This window comes from Agrobacterium sp. NPDC090283 (assembly GCF_044769685.1).
Classification (GTDB): domain Bacteria; phylum Pseudomonadota; class Alphaproteobacteria; order Rhizobiales; family Rhizobiaceae; genus Agrobacterium.
In genome coordinates this window covers 224,414-241,639 of record NZ_JBIVYG010000003.1, presented here as the reverse complement: position 1 = coordinate 241,639, position 17,226 = coordinate 224,414, and the positions used below count along the sequence as shown (strand labels likewise).

Below are 17,226 nucleotides of genomic sequence, written 5' to 3'. Positions count from 1 at the left end.
CGGCTGTAGACGCCTCTCAATCGACTGAGAGGTGAACATATGACGAGTGCGGCACCCAAGACCGGCTTCAGCAAGAACACGAAACTGAAGTCCGCATTGCTCCAGCACAAGGCACTCTCCAAAAGCGGTCTGTCCGAGCGGTTCTTCGGCGTCCTCTTTTCCGGCCTCGTCTATCCGCAGATATGGGAAGACCCGGAAATCGACATGGAAGCGATGGAGCTTGGCGAGGGCCACCGCATCGTCACCATAGGTTCGGGCGGCTGCAACATGCTGGCCTATCTCTCCCGCAACCCCGCCAGCATCGATGTGGTTGACCTCAACCCGCATCACATCGCGCTGAACAAGCTGAAGCTCGCCGCCTTCCGCCATCTGCCGGCGCACCAGGATGTGGTGCGGCACTTTGGCCGCGCCAACACCCGCAGCAACAGCCACGGTTACGACCGCTTCATCGCCGAGCATCTCGACGCGACGACAAAGGCCTATTGGTCGAAGCGCACCCTTTCCGGCCGCCGCCGCATCTCGGTGTTCGACAGGAACATCTATCGCACCGGCCTGCTCGGCCGCTTCATCGGCGCCGGCCATCTCATGGCCCGGCTGCATGGCGTGAAGCTCACCGAAATGGCCAAGACCCGCACCTTGGACGAACAGCGCCAGTTTTTCGACAGCAAGGTTGCTCCCCTTTTCGACAAGCCGGTGGTGCGCTGGCTGACGAAGCGCAAAAGCTCGCTCTTCGGCCTCGGCATTCCACCGCGCCAATATGACGAGCTGGCGAGCCTTTCCGCCAATGGCACGGTTGCCTCCGTGCTCAAGGAGCGCTTGGAAAAGCTCGCCTGCAACTTCCCGCTCAGCGACAATTATTTCGCCTGGCAGGCCTTCGCGCGCCGTTATCCCGAGCCGCATGAGGGCGCGCTGCCCGCCTATCTCAAGCCGGAATATTACGAGACGATCCGCAACAATACGGCGCGCGTCGCCGTACACCACGCCACCTATACCGAGCTTCTTTCCCGCAAGCCGGCAAGCGCCGTCGACCGCTATATCCTCCTCGATGCGCAGGACTGGATGACGGACACGCAGCTCAACGAATTGTGGTCGCAGATCAGCCGCACCGCCGCTTCGGGCGCGCGCGTCATCTTCCGCACCGCAGCCGAAAAGAGCGTCATCGAAGGCCGGCTTTCTCCTGATATCCGCAACCAGTGGGTCTATCTCGAAGAGCGCTCCAACGAGCTCAACGCCATGGACCGCTCCGCCATTTATGGCGGCTTCCATATTTACCAGAGGGCTATGGCATGAAAACCATCGGCGAGAATGTGGGCCTTGCAGATAGCGCGCATGCGAGCCTGATGGACCGCATGTATCGCCACCAGCGGCATATCTACGATATCACCCGCAAATATTACCTTCTCGGCCGCGACAGGACCATTTCCGGCCTCGACGTGCCGAAGGGCGGCACGCTGCTGGAGGTGGGCTGCGGCACCGGCCGCAACCTGCTGCTCGCCAGCCGCAAGTTTCCGGACGCGAAGCTTTTCGGCCTCGACATCTCCGCCGAAATGTTGCTGACCGCGTCCGAGAATTTTTCCGGCAAGGCGGAGCGCCCCATTCTGCGTGTGGCCGATGCCACCGCTTTTCGCGCTTCAGAATTCGGCCAGCCCGACGGCTTCGACCGCGTCATGATCCCCTACGCGCTGTCGATGATACCGGACTGGGAAAAGGCGATCGAACAGGCGCTCACGGCGCTGAAACCCGGCGGCTCCTTGCATATCGTCGATTTCGGTCAGCAGGAACAATTGCCGAAGTGGTTCCGCACCCTTCTGCAAGCCTGGCTCACGCGTTTTCACGTCACGCCCCGCGCCAATCTCCGTTATGTTCTGGCCAATATGGCCGGCCGTTTTGACGGCAATCTCGAATTCGAGGAAATTGCCCGGGGTTATGCATGGCGGGCGATCATCACTCTTCCGGTCGTTGAAGCGCAGCAGCCGAAAATCCACCGCATATTGGCCGACGCCTGATTCCCGAAGGCTTGCGCATCGCACCTGGCCGCAAGGGGTGTCGCTTTCAGGGTTGCTGCTGGGTCAGATTTCTGCAGTAAAACCGCAAATCGCTTCAAATCCAGCGACTTGCGAGGTGCAAAAAGCACGTTGCCCCTTGCCATATCACTTTGTTTACCATGTTATGCGCAAATCGGGAGATACGGTACGCCCATTCGCGGCCGTGGGATGGTCAACATTTTCATCAGGGTTCCAATGCGGCTGCGTTTATCGGCACTACTCACGGCTATGCTGTTGATCGGCGGCTGCACCTCCACGAGTTACGACCTGCTTGAAACCGCATCCGTTTCCAAACCGAAATTTTCCGATACCGATCCCCAGGATTTCGGTATGAACAACCCGCACCGCCACGAAGTGCACGGCATCGACGTGTCCAAATGGAATGGCGATGTCGACTGGCAGACCGTGCGCAAGTCGGGCGTGTCCTTCGTCTTCATCAAGGCGACGGAGGGGTCGGACCGCATCGATCCGAAATTCGGCGATCATTGGCGCAGCGCGGCGGCGGCAGATGTTCTGCACGCGCCTTACCACTTCTATTATTTCTGCTCGACGGCAGACGCCCAGGCCGACTGGTTCATTCGCAACGTGCCGAAGGAAGCCGTCACCCTGCCGCCGGTTCTCGACGTGGAGTGGAACCCCGCCTCCCCCACCTGCAAGACACGTCCCGCACCCGGCATCGTTCGCGCCGAGATGCAGCGTTTCCTCGACCGCATCGAGGCGCATTACGGCAAACGCCCGATCATCTATACCTCGGTCGATTTCCACCGCGACAATCTCGTCGGCCAGTTCAAGAACTATCATTTCTGGGTGCGCTCGGTTGCCGCGCATCCGACCAAGATCTACGAAGACCGGCAATGGGCCTTCTGGCAATATACGGCAACCGGTGTCGTGCCCGGCGTGAACGGCCCGACCGATATCAACGTCTTTGCCGGCAGCGAGAAAAACTGGCGCAAATGGGTCGCTTCCGCCAAATAAACACGGCCAAGAAGCAACACATTCAAAAAAACCGCGTTCTCACCTATCGCCAGACCGCGAGACCCGTTTTTTTGTCGCAAACATATGGGTAAAGCGGGCCTTACAACCCATTGAGGAAATTCCCATGTCCACCTTCCGGTCGCGCAGCATCGTTTTTGCCGCCGCTTTGTCGCTTCTTTCCACCGGCTCCGCTTTCGCCACGCCGCCCGTGGCCTCGCCTGACGATCCCAAGCAGGTTGCCTGCGGCGGTGATCTCGGCGCATTTCTCGAAGGCGTAAAAGCCGACGCCCTCGCCAAGGGCATTCCGGCCGATGCAATCCAGAAGGCGCTTGCCGGCGCACAGATCGACCCTAAGGTGCTCTCGCGTGACCGCGCGCAGGGTGTCTTCCGCCAGACCTTCCTGGAATTCTCCCAGCGCACCGTCAGCCAGGCGCGCCTCGATATCGGCCGCAAGAAACTGCAGGAACTCTCTTCCACCTTCGCCCGCGCCGAAAATGAATTCGGTGTCCCGGCCGGCGTCATCGCCGCCTTCTGGGCCATGGAGACCGATTTCGGCGCCGTTCAGGGCGATTTCAACACCCGCAACGCGCTGGTGACCCTTTCGCATGATTGCCGCCGCCCGGAACTCTTCCGTCCGCAGCTGCTGGCGCTGATCGAAATGGTCCAGCATGGCGATCTCGATCCTACCTCCAACACCGGCGCATGGGCCGGTGAAATCGGCCAGGTGCAGATGCTCCCCAAGGACATCATTGCTTTCGGCGTTGATGGTGATGGCAACGGCCACATCAACGTCAAGGATAGCGCCCCGGATGCCATCCTGACGGCTGCGAAATTCATCCAGCATCTCGGTTTCAAGAAGGGCGAACCTTGGATTCAGGAAGTATCGCTGCCTGAGAACCTGCCCTGGGAAAAATCCGGACTCGGCGGCCCGCTTACCGCCGGCGAGTGGTTTGCGCTCGGCGTGACCCCGCGTGACGGCAACAAAAACTTTGCCTCCCTGCCCGCCGCCCTCATCATGCCGCAGGGCCGCAAGGGACCGACCTTCATCACCTATCCGAACTTCAACATCTATCTGGAATGGAACCAGTCGTTCATCTACACGACCTCGGCCGCCTATTTCGCCACCCGCCTGATGGGCTCCCCCGTCTACAACAAGGGCAATCCCGAGCCCGGCTTCGACGACACGACCATGAAGGAGCTTCAGACCAAGCTTGAGGCGCGCGGACACAATGTCGGCAAGGTGGATGGCATTCTCGGTTCCGGCACCCGTGTCGCCATCCAGAAGGAGCAGCAGCGTCTCGGACTTCCCGCCGATGGCTGGCCTTCGACCGCGCTTCTGCAGGCGCTTTAAGCAATCTTAACGGCGCCTTCCGGCCCTTAATCTGTCGGACGGAATCAAGGCATAAAGTGTTAATCTCGACCTGATGACTGGGGATAACACCCCGGTCATTTACTTTTTTTAAACATATGAAGCACTGCGTGATAAGAAAATAATCTTTTAATTTCAAATAATTACAGAAATTTCTTTTTTATGCCGTCTGCAGACGTGCTGCACTGCATCACAAAAACCGCTTTTCAACTGCCACAAAACGGTCATATTATCGAACCTGTCAACAACAGGAGGCACCCATGGGACTTACAAAATCTCTCAATGCCTTGGCAGTCGGTTTGGCGTTTTTGTTCGTAGCGATGATGCTTTTCATCTGACGAGACGTGAAGACCAAACGCAGATAAGAACCGTAGATGACACGAGTTTAAAAAGCGCAGGCCCTGAGGGACCTGCGCTTTTTTCATGTCGGTCATCCGCTGCGTGAAATCAGGCGGCGCTGCGGCGCAGACGCTCCAGCCCGAGATTTTCAAGCACCGCATCAACCAGCGGAGCACGGTTCATGGTGTAGAGGTGGAACTCGTTGACGCCGCGTCGTTGCAGATCGGCGATCTGCTCGGCGGCAACCTCTGCGGCCACGCGGGCACGCCCCTCCAGATCGTCGTCATAACCTTCGAACCGCTCATCCAGGAAACCGGGAATGCTCGTGCCGCAGCGGCCGGCGAAACGCTTGAGCTGGGTGAGGTTCTGGATCGGCATGATGCCCGGAACCACCGGAATGGTGATGCCCGCCGCCGTCACCCGCTCCATATAACGCTCGAATACGTCATTATCGAAGAAGAACTGCGTCAGCGCGCGCGTTGCACCATTATCGGCCTTGCGCTTCAGCATATCGATATCAACAGCTTCGCTTGCGCTTTCCGGGTGCTTTTCCGGATAGGCCGAAACGGAAATCTCGAAGTCGGCAATTTCGCGCAGCCCCTTCACCAGAGCAGCGGCGTTCTCATACCCTTCAGGATGCGGCTTATAGGCCGTGCCGATGCCGGTGGAGGGATCGCCGCGCAGCGCCACGAAATGGCGAACGCCGGCATTGCGAAACTCTTCGATGACCTGATGCACGTCGTCACGGCTGGCATCCACGCAGGTCAGATGCGCGGCGGTGGCCAGATGGCTGTCGCCGATCATGCGGCGCACCGCATCCAGCGTCGGCGCCTTGGTGGAACCGCCGGCACCATAGGTGACGGACACGAAATCCGGGTTCCACTTCTTCAGCTCGGCAACCGTTTCCCAGAGCTGGGTTTCCATCTCGGGATTCTTGGGCGGGAAAAATTCGAAAGACAACCGGATATCGCCATCACGGCGTGCGGTTTCCGACCTCAACATATCATGCCCTCCCGGAGCGAAGTAAAACCGCCTCTTGCACCACATCGTCTGCCATCAGCAGCCGCTGGTCGCGGGCAACCCATATCGTCACGTCCAGAGCTTCGTCGGACGCTTTTTCAGAATGAAGATCGACGGCGCGCTCCAGAGACAGCCCGGCCTTTTTCAGCCATTCTTCCATCAGCGGATGCGAAAAGCCGAGCCGCACATGCGCATGCTCGTCGCGCAGATATTCGAAGGAATGCGGCGCAAGATCGATGACGATCAGCCGCCCGCCCGGCCGCAGCATGCGCGCGGCTTCGGACAGCGCGATTTCCGGCTGGTCAAGAAAATGCAGAACCTGATGGATGACGATCAGATCGAAATCCTGACCTTCCAATGGCAGATTGAGAATATCGCCATGGCGAACCGAGGCATTGACCACGCCCGCCTTGTCGAGATTGGCGCGCGCCACCGACAGCATGTCGCGGCTGGCGTCCACACCGATCGCACGGCGATAAATGCCGCTCAGAAGCTGCAGGATACGGCCGGTACCCGTGCCGAGATCGAGCAGCGAATCGACCGGCGTGGTGCCCACCAGTTTCAGGAGCGCGCCTTCCACAGCCTCGTCGCTGACATGCAGGCGGCGCAGCTCGTCCCAGGCGGAGGCGTTACGGCTGAAATAATCCTGCGCCCGCTCCGCCCGCACCCGCTTGACGGTGGCAAGCCGCTCGCTGTCGCGCTGGAGAACGGCGTCGGAGGGCGATGCGGCGCCAAGCAGCTGCCGGACGACGCCCGCAGGCTCGCCATCCTGCCGCAAACGGAAATAGGCCCAGGCACCTTCCTGATAACGTTCGATCAGCCCCTCTTCCGTCAAAAGCTTGAGGTGGCGGGAAATGCGCGGCTGCGACTGGCCGAGGATTTCGGTAAGATCGGTAACGGTCAGATCGCCGGCCGAAAGAAGCGCGAGCAAACGAAAGCGCGTCGGCTCACCCGCCGCCTTCAGGATATCCACCAATTTGTCCAGACCGAACGCCACTCTGCTGCGCCTCGCAAGCTAATCAAGATATAAAGATATCTTTATGTCGATGTGGCGTTCGATGCAAGCGCAAAGTGTCCTGCGCCGCCATCAACTCCATTTATTGCACAAGAAAAGGCCCGCTTTGCGGCGGGCCTTTCTGAAGCGATGCGGAAAAGGATCAGCGCGTCAGGCGCTTGTAGCTCACCCGGCCGGGCTTGATGCTTTCCGGGCCGAGGCGGCGGACCTTGTCCTTTTCATAGTCTTCGAAGTTGCCTTCGAACCATTCCACGTGGCTGTCACCCTCGAAAGCGAGAATGTGGGTGGCCAGACGGTCGAGGAACATACGGTCGTGGCTGATGATAACGGCGCAGCCGGCGAAGGCTTCCAGCGCTTCTTCGAGCGCTGCCAGCGTTTCCGTATCAAGGTCGTTGGTCGGTTCGTCGAGAAGCAGCACGTTGCCGCCGGCCTTCAGCATCTTGGCGAGGTGCACGCGGTTACGCTGACCACCCGAGAGGTTGCCGACCTTCTGCTGCTGATCGCCGCCCTTGAAGTTGAAGGCGCCGCAATAGGCGCGCGAGTTCACCTCGAACTTGCCGAGCTTGATGATGTCGTTGCCGCCAGAGATTTCCTCCCACACGGTCTTGTCGCCCGCCAGCGTATCGCGGCTCTGGTCGACATAACCGAGCTGAACCGTCTCGCCGACAGTCACCGAACCGCTATCCGGCTGTTCCTGACCGGTGATCATCTTGAACAGCGTGGACTTACCCGCACCGTTCGGACCGATGACGCCGACAATACCGCCGGGCGGCAGCTTGAAGGACAGGTTTTCGATCAGCACGCGGTCGCCATAGGACTTCGTCAGATTGTCAGCTTCGATGACGACGCGGCCAAGACGTTCGGCAACCGGAATGACGATCTGCGCATCGCCGGGACGGCGGTTTTCCGCCGCTTCCACCAGTTCGTCATAGGCCTTGATACGCGCCTTGGACTTGGTCTGGCGTGCCTTGGGGCTGGAGGCGATCCACTCGCTTTCGCGGCTGATGGCCTTCTGGCGCGACGCATCTTCACGCGCTTCCTGCTGCATGCGCTTGGCTTTCGCCTGCAGGTAAGCGGAATAGTTGCCTTCGTAAGGAATGCCGCGGCCACGGTCGAGCTCGAGAATCCAGCCCGTTACGTTGTCGAGGAAGTAACGGTCGTGGGTGATCATCATCACGGCGCCGGGATAGTCGCGCAGGTGCTTTTCCAGCCAGGCGATGGTTTCGGCGTCAAGGTGGTTGGTCGGCTCGTCGAGCAGCAGCAGGTCCGGCTGCGACAGCAGCAGACGGCACAGCGCCACGCGGCGGCGCTCACCACCCGAAAGACCTGTCACGGCCGAGTCGCCGGGCGGGCAACGCAGGGCGTCCATGGCCATTTCGACCTGATTTTCCAGATCCCACAGGTTCTGGCTGTCGATCATGTCCTGAAGCTTTGCGCCCTCATCCGCCGTTTCGTCGGAGTAGTTCATCATCAGTTCGTTATAGCGGTCGACGATGGCGGTCTTATGCGCCACGCCTTCCATGACGTTTTCCATCACGGTCTTGTTTTCGTCGAGCTTCGGCTCCTGCTCGAGATAACCGAGCGTCGCGCCTTCGGCGAGCCAGGCTTCACCGGTATATTCCTTGTCGAGGCCGGCCATGATTTTCAGAACGGTCGACTTACCGGCGCCGTTCGGGCCGAGGATACCGATCTTGGCATCGGGGTAGAAGGAGAGATGAACGTTCTCCAGAACCTTCTTCGCGCCATAGGACTTGTTCAGCCCAGCCATGTGATAGATGAATTGACGTGCCATTGTAGCGAATGCTCCACATCGGATTTTTAAGAGTACGTATCGGGAAATTTGCCGCTATGTAGGGTAAATAGGACCTTGGGGCAACCTCTGGCACGATTATGACCCCATGATTATGACAAGCTGCGTGATGAGGCGATGGCGCGATGATGAATGAGACGACCGATAATTTCGCCTTCAGCCAGATCCAGAGGCTGGAAGCCCCTTCCGGCGCATCCATCGCCTTCCGGTATCAGCCTTCCGCCCTATCCCCCGCGCGCGGCGTCCTGATGATCTGCCACGGCCTCGTCGAACATGCCGGCCGCTACCGCCGTTTTGCCGATGTCATGGCGAAACAGGGCTTCGAGGTCTATGCCCACGACCATCGCGGCCATGGCCGTACGAAAGCGGCGGATGCGCCGCTCGGCCGCTTCGCCTGGAAGGACGGCGCGGAAAAGGTCGTCGCCGATGTCATGGCGATGCGCGTGATGGTCGCAGAAAAACATCCCGGCCTGCCGATCATCCTGTTCGGCCATTCCATGGGCGGCCTCGTGGCGCTCAACGCGGCCGTCAGCCATCCGGATGCCTTCGACGGCCTGTCGATCTGGAATTCCAATCTCAATCCCGGCGTCATGGGCCGCATCGCGCAGGTGGTATTGCGGCTTGAAAAAATGCTGAAGGGCTCGGACGTGCCGAGCGCCATCCTGCCGAAAGCGACCTTCCGCGCCTGGAACGCGAAAATGCCGGAAAGGCGCACCCATGCCGACTGGCTGAGCCACGACAAGGCGGCGGTGGACGCCTATGTGGAAGACCCGCTCTGCCAGTTCGAGGCCAGTGTTTCGCTCTGGCAGGATGTCTTCGAACTTTCCTATCGCGCGCCGAAACTCATCAAACGCCTGCCGAAGACCTTGCCGCTTTTGCTGGTCAGCGGCGATCAGGACGCCGCCACCAATGATGGCAGGGAGATCGTCTGGCTGGCCGAGCGTTTCCGGGAGGCGGGTTTCAGCCATGTCGAGCACACCATCTACAAGGGCATGCGGCACGAGACGCTGAACGAGATCGGCTGGCAGGCGGTAGCGGCGGATTTCGCCGCCTGGTGCGGCCGGGTCGTGGATGACAGTAAAACCCCCTCCCCGTCATTCCGGCCTTGAGCCGGAATGACGGAATTAGGGGACACCGAGAACGCAACGAATGTCGAAGCTGCCGTGTCATCCCCAATTTAGTGCCGTTCCAAAACGGAATAAGTCCATGAGATAAAATCACATGCGACGGGGCAAGCAGCGGTCTATAAACCGGCAAGAGAAAAACACCGGGGGACAGATGACCGACATGCCGAACAGGAAACCGCCGCTATCAGGCATTCGCGTCATCGAGCTGGCGCGTGTTCTGGCCGGCCCCTGGGCGGGGCAGATGTTGGCCGATATGGGCGCTGACGTCATCAAGGTGGAAAACCCCGAGGGTGGCGACGATACCCGCGCATGGGGACCGCCCTTCGTTGAAGGTGCGGATGGCGAAAACCTTTCCGCCGCCTATTACCACGCCACCAATCGCGGCAAACGCTCCATCGTTGCCGATTTGAAGACGCCCGAGGGCTGCGAACTGGTGCGCCGGCTGGTGCGCACCGCCGATGTCGTCATCGAGAACTTCAAGCGTGGCGGGCTTGCCAAATACGGCCTCGATTACGAGAGCCTGAAGGCGCTCAATCCGAAGCTGATCTATTGCTCCATCACCGGCTTCGGCCAGACCGGGCCTTATGCCAATCTCGCCGGCTATGACTATATCGTTCAGGGCATGTCCGGCTTCATGTCGATAACGGGCGAAGCGGACGGCCAGCCGATGAAGGCCGGCGTGGCGGTGGCCGATATCTTCACCGGCATCTATTCCGTATCGGCCATTCAGGCGGCCCTGATCCACGCCATCCGCACCGGCGAGGGCCAGCATATCGATATGGCGCTTCTCGATGTGCAATCGGCCGTGCTGGCCAACCAGAACATGAATTACCTGATTTCCGGCAGGCCGCCGGTCAGGCTCGGCAATGCCCATCCGAATATTTCCCCCTATGAGGTGGTGCCGACGGCCGATGGCTTCCTGATCCTCGCGGTTGGCAATGACGGCCAGTTCCGCCGTCTCTGCACCATTCTCGGCATAGGCGCGATTGCCGACGACGAACGTTACGCGACGAACAAGGCCCGCGTGGCCCACAAAACGGACGTTCGGCGGATCGTTTCCACTGAAACGCTGAAATGGCAGAAGGGCGATCTCCTGACCGCCTGCGAAAACAACGCCGTGCCGGCCGGACCGATCAATTCCATCGAGGAAATGTTCGCCGATCCGCAGGTGAAGGCGCGCGGCCTCCGCGTCGATCTGGAGGCGGAAGACGGCACCGTCATCCCCGGTGTGCGGACACCCATTATCATGTCACAGACGCCGCTGCGTTATGAGCGCCCGAGCCCGAAGCTCGGCGAACATCAGGCACAGGTGCTGGCCGAACTGGAAAACATCGAAAGGACCACCACGCCATGACTGCAGCCGGAATGAAAAGAACAGGCGGACAGTTGATCGTCGAAGCGCTGAAGGCCAATGGCGTCTCCCGCGTTTCCTGCGTTCCCGGCGAAAGCTATCTGGCCGTTTTGGATGCGCTATATGAAAGCGGCATCGAAACGGTCGTCTGCCGTCAGGAAGGCGGCGCCGCCATGATGGCCGACACCTGGGGCCGGCTGACCGGCGAACCCGGCATCTGCATGGTGACCCGTGGCCCGGGCGCAACCAACGCCTCGGCCGGCCTGCACATCGCAAGGCAGGATTCCGTTCCGATGATCCTGTTCATCGGCCAGGTGCAGCGCGAGGCCCGCGAGCGCGAGGCCTTTCAGGAGGTGGAATATCGCCGCGCCTTCACCGAATTCGCCAAATGGGTGGGTGAGATCGACGATGCCCGCCGCATTCCCGAATTCGTCACCCGCGCCTTCGCTGTGGCCACCTCCGGCCGCCCCGGCCCGGTGGTGCTGACGCTGCCCGAAGACATGCTGGTGGAAGAGGTCGAAGCACCTGCGGCAAAGCCCTACACGCCCGTCGAAGCGCATCCCGGCCCGTCACAGATCGCGGCCTTCGCCAAAATGCTGGGCGAAGCGAAACGGCCCATCTTCATCATCGGCGGCACGCGCTGGTCGGAGGAGAGCGTCGCAACCTTCCGGGCATTTGCCGAAAACCACAAGCTGCCCGTCGGCTGTTCCTTCCGCCGCCAGATGCTGTTCGATCATCTGAGCCCTTCCTATGCGGGCGACGTCGGCATCGGCATCAACCCGGCGCTGGCCAAAGAGATCAAGGAAGCCGATCTCGTGGTCCTCCTCGGCGGCCGCCTCTCCGAAATGCCGTCTTCCGGTTACACGCTGCTCGACATCCCCTACCCGTCGCAGAAACTCATCCATATCTATCCGGAAGCCGAAGAGCTTGGCCGCGTTTACCGTCCCGATCTCGCAATCTGCGCCGCGCCGGATGATTTCGTTGCCGCCCTCTCCTCCGTCACGCTTTCCGACAGCGCCGCATGGGCGGAGCGCACCGCCGCCATGCATGCGGCTTACCTCACTTGGTCCACCCCGCCGCAGACCGGCCCCGGCGCGGTGCAGATGGGTCCGATCATGGACTGGATCGAGGCCAATGTGCCTGATGACGCGATCTTCACCAACGGCGCCGGCAACTATGCCACCTGGCTGCACCGCTTCCACCGTTTCCGCCGTTACAACACGCAATCGGCTCCGACATCCGGCTCAATGGGTTATGGCCTGCCGGCAGCGGTGGCTGCCAAACATCTGTTCCCGGAGCGCGAAGTGATCTGCTTTGCCGGTGACGGTTGCTTCATGATGCACGGGCAGGAATTCATCACCGCCGTGCGTTATGGCCTGCCGATCATCACCGTGCTGGTCAATAACGGCACCTATGGCACGATCCGCATGCATCAGGAGCGGGAATACCCCGGCCGTGTCAGCGGCACCGATCTCGTCAATCCGGATTTCAACGCTTTTGCAAAGGCCTATGGCGGCCACGGCGAAACGGTGGAAAGAACGGAAGACTTCGCCGCCGCCTTCGAGCGGGCGCGTGAAAGCGGCAAACCGGCCATCATCGAGGTAAAGCTGGATGCGGAAGCAATCACGCCGACGCGCACGCTGACGCAGATCAGAACCCGGGCCTGACATTGCCGCCGATATTGGTGGTGGACACGGCTCCGGCATGGTGTAAATCCTGACGCTCCAGTCATCCTCGAGCCTGTCACGAGGGTCCAATCACGTATCGTAAAATTCATCGGTTGCAGATGCTCGGGACAGGCCCGAGCATGACGAACAGAGAGGTTCCACACTTCTCTCAGCAGCCCTGGATCAGGAAACGACATGCCGGATGTTGCCCCTCCCGTCATCACTCCACGCGGCGCGAAGATCGAGCCTTCAGCCGGCGCGCCCTTCGAGGCCGTGCGGGTGGCCCGCGATGTGCTGCACACATCCCGCACGGCAGCGCTCGCCACGCTCGATACCGTCAGCGGTTATCCCTATACGACCGCCACCAATATCGGCATCGAACCGGACGGCACGCCGTTCTTCTTCGCAGCCGGACTGACACTGCATGCCCGCAACATGGAGGCCGACCCGCGCATCTCGCTGACGCTCGCCCCTTTTGGCAAGGGTGACGCGCTGACGCTGCCGCGGCTGACGCTGGTGGGCAAGGCGGAACAGATCACCCCGGATGAAGTGCCGCTTGCGCGACAGCGCTACATCGCCCGTTACCCCAAGGCGAAACTTTATCTCTCCCTTCCCGACACGAGGCTTTACCGGCTGCGGACGGAAGGCGTGCAGATCAATGGCGGCCCGGCCCGCAATGCCAGCAACATCACTCCGGCCGATCTGCGCACCGACCTTTCCGGCGCAGATGAACTGATGGCGGCGGCGGAAAGCGAATCGACCCGGCTCAACGCCATCAAGGGCGAAGCGGCCCGGCTGGCGGTTCTGTCCGGCGCAAAGACCGGCCGCTGGACGATCACCTCCATCGACCCTGATGGCGTCGATCTTGCTTCGGCAGGCGATCTGGCGCGGCTGTGGTTTGCGGAACGGGTGACGACGTTGAAGCAGTTTGAGAAGGCGCTTGCCCAGCTTTTGAAGTGAAGGGTTCAAGCGATTCAGATGGAAAGAGAATCCGGCCAATCTGGAACTCTCAGAGCTCACCCTCGCTCTCCTCACTCCTCAACTGCTCTTCCCTCTTCCCTCTTCCTTCTCCCTTCTCTCGCTTATCGCTCGCCCGTCTCACCTCCCGTCATCCTCGCCCTTGAGGCGAGGATCCATGGCCGCGACGTAGAGTGGATCCTCGGATCGAGCCCGAGGATGACGACCGTAGGTGCAAGCGATTTTTCAACGAAAAAGGCCGGGCCGCTTCCGCGACCCGGCCTTTCTCATAAATCAGTCCATTGCTCACAGAGCAGCGGTCACGATGAATTCAACCTTGTAGTCCGGCGTTGCCAGCGCTGCTTCGCTGGTGGCGCGGGCCGGCGGGTTTGCCGGGTCGATCCAGCCTTCCCAGACGGCGTTCATTTCGCCGAAGGTGGACATGTCGGAGAGGTAGATGATGGTCTGCAGGATCTTCGACTTGTCGGAACCGGCAGCGGTCAGCAGGCGCTCGACTTCAGCGAGAGCCGACTTGCTCTGTTCCGTCACGCTGGTACCTTCGCCAACCTGGCCGGCCAGATAAACGGTGTTGCCGTGAACGACGGCGCCGCTCATGCGCTTGCCGGGCTCGATACGCTTGATGGTCATGGAAAACTCCTGTTGATTGGCATTAAAAATCGAAGATGCGCGGAAAATCAGCCGCGCAGGTGATGGGTCTTTTCGTAGATCGCCGTGGAGCGCGCGCCGGAACGGCAATAGCCGAGCATCGGGCGCTGCAATTCGTCCAGCGCATCCACCATGCCGGCAACGGCATCGGCATCGACGCCATAACGGCCGACCGGCACATGCATGATGGTGAGGCCGAGCTGCTCGGCACGCTCGGCAATATCGGCGAAAAGCGGCTGGCCGTCTTCTTCGCCGTCAGGGCGGTGGCAGACGATCGACTTGAAGCCGAGTGCCTTCACCTCATCCAGATCGGCGACGCTGATCTGACCCGTTACCGAATATTCGTCGTCTATGCGCCTGATATCCATGTCATGCCTCCGCTGAAACCGGCGTCCGCGCCGCTGGCTGTCATCCGTGAAATCCGCATCCGATGTAAGCGGTCAAAACCCCTGCGTCAATGACGGGACATCTTCATTCGGTACGGCTCAGAGGATGGAAAAGCGCAGGCCGAAGGAACGGCTTTCGCCTGGCTGGAGAATATTGAACTCGCCGGCCGCCTCAAGCTCGCTCCGCCCCACCCAGCGATGCGAAACCGGTTCGATGCCGAGCACATTGGCCGGGTCCTGCTGGTTCCGCCACATCTGCAGATAGGGCAAGGTCTCGGTGCGAAAACCGACGGTCAGCGTCTTTCCGCCGATGGCCGCAATCGGGCCAAGCTTCAATTCCACCCATTCATCATTGCCGGCGGGAACGCAGAAGACATTGCCCGGCTCCTCGCCAAACCGCCAGCCATGGCCGCCACCATCCAGCATCGCGCCTTCAAGCCGCACGGCATCGTCAAACAGGCGGGCACCGATATTCATATGATACATCAGAAAGACCGGGATCGGCCGCCCCGACATATTGACGATCCTGTCATCGAGACTGACTTCGCCGCTTTCACCATCGATACGCCATGTCCGCTCCAGAAGCGCTGCGCCACCATCGGCAAGCTTCACGGGAACCTCGACGCGCGCCAGCGCATTGGTCTCATGAACGTCGAAGGCGATGATGGTCGCGGGATGTGAGGAGAAGGAGCCATGCAAGGGATACCGACGCCCCTCGCGATCACCATCGATCGGCTCCGGATGACGGATATGGTCGGGACCGCAGGTGAAGAGAAAGCCTTCCAGCGAATGATCGATGCGCGTATCGCCATCGTCGGGAATGGCGCGGCCGGGCGCGATGTCGACGCCATCGACGACGCAGGCGCCGATATCGAAAACGGAAGTTTCATCGAGGAAAATGCGTGGCGATCTGCCGGCCTGAAACGAACGCAAGACAACCTCCCTGTGGCAGTAAAAACGCATGAATCACGGAAACGCTACTAGTCGTGACGGAAATTAAGATTGCATTAACCGCGAATTCACCTTTTTCACAATAGGGTCAAGATTGCGGTGTGTTTATCGGTGAACAAGCAAGGGATAGCAGAATCGTGAAACAGTTTCTTAACGCAGCTCTGGGTCTGACGGTCGCGCTGGCGTCGGTTTTCGCCCCGCTACAGGCTGGCGCGCAGCAGCGTTATGGCGATCAGCAGACGATGCTGGTCACGCCGGACGGTCGCGTGCTCGATTTCATGCCGGAGCGCGGCGATATCGTCATCAGCCGCGATGCGATGGGACGCACGGTGTTTTACGACCAGTACGGCAACCTGCTTGCCACCGAAATGCCCTCCGGTTACCAGCAGCAAAGGCAGCAGGTGCGCCAGCAGCGCGACACCACCTATTATCCGCCCGCCCCCGGCGGCCAGTACCGCGAGCCGCAGCGCGACTATGGTTACCAGGACAATGGTAGCGTGCGCGATTACCGCGAATATCGCGGCGATGGCTCCGACGAGAATTTCTATACCGGTTCCGTTCCCGCACCCGGCGCGGTGGAAAGCGGGCCGCTTGGCCAGCCGATGCCCGGCGAAACCACCACGGCCGCCGTTCCGCAGCCCGATCACCTGATAGAGCGGCATACGCCGGTGACGACGCCGGTCAACCGCTCCCGGCAGGAGATCGTCGCTCTCCAGACCTTCCTCGACCGCGAGGGCATCTCGCCCGGCGTCATCGACGGCAAGATGGGCGACAACGTCAACAAGGCGATTGCCGCCTGGCAGGACATGACCGGCGAAAAGCTCGACCCCAACAATTCCGATGACATTCTGGAGCGTCTGCGCGCTTCCGGCGGCATGCCTATTGTCGACTACACCATCACCGCCGCCGACGCCGCCGGCCCCTATGTCGCCTCCATCCCGGACGACTATGCCGAGAAATCGCAGCTGCCCGCGCTCTCCTTTACCTCGACTTCGGAAGCGCTCGCCGAACGCTTCCACATGGACGAGAACTATCTGAAGGAACTGAACCCCGGCATCGATTTCTCCGTGCCCGGCACCATCATCAAGGTCGTCAATCCGGGCGAGACGAAAAAGGGACAGGTAGCCCGCATCGTCGCGCATAAGGGCATCAAGCAGGTCTTCGCTTACGGTCAGGACGGCAATCTGATCGCCGCCTATCCCGCCACCATCGGCTCCACGGATACGCCTTCGCCAAGCGGCACTCATACGGTCGAGCGGATCGCGCTCAATCCCGGCTACACCTATAATCCGAAGATCAACTTCAAGCAGGGTCAGAACGACAAAATCCTGCAGATCCCGCCGGGCCCGAACGGCCCCGTCGGTACGGTCTGGATCGCCCTGTCGAAACCGACCTACGGCATTCACGGCACGCCGGAACCCTCCAAAATCGGCAAGACCAACAGCCACGGCTGTATCCGCCTGACCAACTGGGATGCGACGGAACTGGCGAAGATGGTCCGGCCGGGCGTTGTGGTCGAATTCGCGGAATAATCGACGGCAAGAAAAG

Annotated in this window: 15 protein-coding genes; 9 read left to right on the top strand and 6 right to left on the bottom strand. The window is 60.5% G+C overall.

Annotated features, from left to right (window positions below):
* The first annotated feature begins 39 nt into the window (after positions 1-39).
* The 4 genes from ACIQUH_RS06645 (at position 40) to ACIQUH_RS06630 (ending at position 4,371) form a co-directional block, all read left to right on the top strand.
* A complete protein-coding gene (locus ACIQUH_RS06645; protein ID WP_059756626.1) occupies positions 40-1,290 on the top strand; it encodes a DUF3419 family protein in 1,251 nt (416 codons plus the stop codon).
* On the top strand, positions 1,287-2,006 hold the full coding sequence (locus ACIQUH_RS06640; protein WP_400813289.1) for a class I SAM-dependent methyltransferase: 720 nt from the start codon (positions 1,287-1,289) through the stop codon (positions 2,004-2,006). Before ACIQUH_RS06645 ends, ACIQUH_RS06640 begins: the two co-directional genes overlap by 4 nt.
* A 234-nt stretch (positions 2,007-2,240) precedes the next feature.
* Positions 2,241-3,020, top strand: a complete 780-nt coding sequence (locus tag ACIQUH_RS06635; protein WP_400813288.1) for a GH25 family lysozyme — start codon at positions 2,241-2,243, stop codon at positions 3,018-3,020.
* Positions 3,021-3,144: 124 nt separating this feature from the next.
* The gene (locus ACIQUH_RS06630; RefSeq protein WP_400813287.1) at positions 3,145-4,371 is read left to right on the top strand and encodes a lytic murein transglycosylase; all 1,227 of its coding nucleotides are present in this window, start codon (positions 3,145-3,147) and stop codon (positions 4,369-4,371) included.
* Positions 4,372-4,836: 465 nt separating this feature from the next.
* Here ACIQUH_RS06630 and metF read toward each other — a convergent pair whose 3' ends face one another.
* The 3 genes from metF to ettA form a co-directional block, all read right to left on the bottom strand.
* On the bottom strand, positions 4,837-5,730 hold the full coding sequence (gene metF, locus ACIQUH_RS06625; RefSeq protein ID WP_400813286.1) for a methylenetetrahydrofolate reductase [NAD(P)H]: 894 nt from the start codon (positions 5,728-5,730) through the stop codon (positions 4,837-4,839).
* A 1-nt stretch (position 5,731) separates the two neighbouring features.
* Positions 5,732-6,745 (bottom strand): ArsR/SmtB family transcription factor, encoded by a 1,014-nt coding sequence (locus tag ACIQUH_RS06620; protein ID WP_400813284.1) that lies wholly within the window; start codon positions 6,743-6,745, stop codon positions 5,732-5,734.
* Positions 6,746-6,905: 160 nt separating this feature from the next.
* Positions 6,906-8,555 (bottom strand): energy-dependent translational throttle protein EttA, encoded by a 1,650-nt coding sequence (ettA, locus tag ACIQUH_RS06615; protein ID WP_400813283.1) that lies wholly within the window; start codon positions 8,553-8,555, stop codon positions 6,906-6,908.
* Between the two features lie 146 nt (positions 8,556-8,701).
* Here ettA and ACIQUH_RS06610 point away from each other — a divergent pair, with 146 nt between their 5' ends.
* The 4 genes from ACIQUH_RS06610 (at position 8,702) to ACIQUH_RS06595 (ending at position 13,678) form a co-directional block, all read left to right on the top strand.
* The gene (locus tag ACIQUH_RS06610) at positions 8,702-9,682 is read left to right on the top strand and encodes a lysophospholipase (RefSeq protein ID WP_400813456.1); all 981 of its coding nucleotides are present in this window, start codon (positions 8,702-8,704) and stop codon (positions 9,680-9,682) included.
* Between the two features lie 169 nt (positions 9,683-9,851).
* Complete coding sequence (locus tag ACIQUH_RS06605; RefSeq protein ID WP_400813280.1) at positions 9,852-11,054, top strand: CaiB/BaiF CoA transferase family protein; 1,203 nt, start codon at positions 9,852-9,854, stop codon at positions 11,052-11,054.
* The gene (locus ACIQUH_RS06600; RefSeq protein WP_400813279.1) at positions 11,051-12,718 is read left to right on the top strand and encodes a thiamine pyrophosphate-binding protein; all 1,668 of its coding nucleotides are present in this window, start codon (positions 11,051-11,053) and stop codon (positions 12,716-12,718) included. The genes ACIQUH_RS06605 and ACIQUH_RS06600 overlap by 4 nt, the downstream gene beginning before the upstream one ends.
* 195 nt (positions 12,719-12,913) lie before the next feature.
* Positions 12,914-13,678 carry a HugZ family protein gene (locus ACIQUH_RS06595; RefSeq protein ID WP_400813278.1) on the top strand — a complete coding sequence of 255 codons (765 nt, stop codon included), beginning with the start codon at positions 12,914-12,916 and terminating at the stop codon, positions 13,676-13,678.
* A gap of 303 nt (positions 13,679-13,981) precedes the next feature.
* Here ACIQUH_RS06595 and ACIQUH_RS06590 read toward each other — a convergent pair whose 3' ends face one another.
* The 3 genes from ACIQUH_RS06590 to ACIQUH_RS06580 all read right to left on the bottom strand — a co-directional run bounded on the left by ACIQUH_RS06590 (position 13,982) and on the right by ACIQUH_RS06580 (position 15,660).
* Entirely contained in the window at positions 13,982-14,323 is a 342-nt protein-coding gene (locus ACIQUH_RS06590) for a RidA family protein (RefSeq protein ID WP_400813277.1), read from the bottom strand.
* A 47-nt stretch (positions 14,324-14,370) separates the two neighbouring features.
* Entirely contained in the window at positions 14,371-14,709 is a 339-nt protein-coding gene (locus ACIQUH_RS06585; protein ID WP_046798035.1) for a TIGR01244 family sulfur transferase, read from the bottom strand.
* 117 nt (positions 14,710-14,826) lie between these two features.
* Positions 14,827-15,660 carry an aldose 1-epimerase family protein gene (locus ACIQUH_RS06580; RefSeq protein WP_400813276.1) on the bottom strand — a complete coding sequence of 278 codons (834 nt, stop codon included), beginning with the start codon at positions 15,658-15,660 and terminating at the stop codon, positions 14,827-14,829.
* Between the two features lie 155 nt (positions 15,661-15,815).
* Here ACIQUH_RS06580 and ACIQUH_RS06575 point away from each other — a divergent pair, with 155 nt between their 5' ends.
* Positions 15,816-17,210, top strand: a complete 1,395-nt coding sequence (locus ACIQUH_RS06575) for a L,D-transpeptidase family protein (protein ID WP_400813275.1) — start codon at positions 15,816-15,818, stop codon at positions 17,208-17,210.
* The last annotated feature ends 16 nt before the right edge of the window (positions 17,211-17,226 follow it).

Bases quoted from the DNA above. Each gene is read 5' to 3' on its own strand.
- ACIQUH_RS06645 (WP_059756626.1), top strand. From the start codon at position 40: ATGACGAGTGCGGCACCCAAGACCGGCTTCAGCAAGAACACGAAACTG.
- ACIQUH_RS06640 (WP_400813289.1), top strand. From the start codon at position 1,287: ATGAAAACCATCGGCGAGAATGTGGGCCTTGCAGATAGCGCGCATGCG.
- ACIQUH_RS06635 (WP_400813288.1), top strand. From the start codon at position 2,241: ATGCGGCTGCGTTTATCGGCACTACTCACGGCTATGCTGTTGATCGGC.
- ACIQUH_RS06630 (WP_400813287.1), top strand. From the start codon at position 3,145: ATGTCCACCTTCCGGTCGCGCAGCATCGTTTTTGCCGCCGCTTTGTCG.
- metF (WP_400813286.1), bottom strand. From the start codon at position 5,730: ATGTTGAGGTCGGAAACCGCACGCCGTGATGGCGATATCCGGTTGTCT.
- ettA (WP_400813283.1), bottom strand. From the start codon at position 8,555: ATGGCACGTCAATTCATCTATCACATGGCTGGGCTGAACAAGTCCTAT.
- ACIQUH_RS06610 (WP_400813456.1), top strand. From the start codon at position 8,702: ATGAATGAGACGACCGATAATTTCGCCTTCAGCCAGATCCAGAGGCTG.
- ACIQUH_RS06605 (WP_400813280.1), top strand. From the start codon at position 9,852: ATGACCGACATGCCGAACAGGAAACCGCCGCTATCAGGCATTCGCGTC.
- ACIQUH_RS06600 (WP_400813279.1), top strand. From the start codon at position 11,051: ATGACTGCAGCCGGAATGAAAAGAACAGGCGGACAGTTGATCGTCGAA.
- ACIQUH_RS06595 (WP_400813278.1), top strand. From the start codon at position 12,914: ATGCCGGATGTTGCCCCTCCCGTCATCACTCCACGCGGCGCGAAGATC.
- ACIQUH_RS06590 (WP_400813277.1), bottom strand. From the start codon at position 14,323: ATGACCATCAAGCGTATCGAGCCCGGCAAGCGCATGAGCGGCGCCGTC.
- ACIQUH_RS06585 (WP_046798035.1), bottom strand. From the start codon at position 14,709: ATGGATATCAGGCGCATAGACGACGAATATTCGGTAACGGGTCAGATC.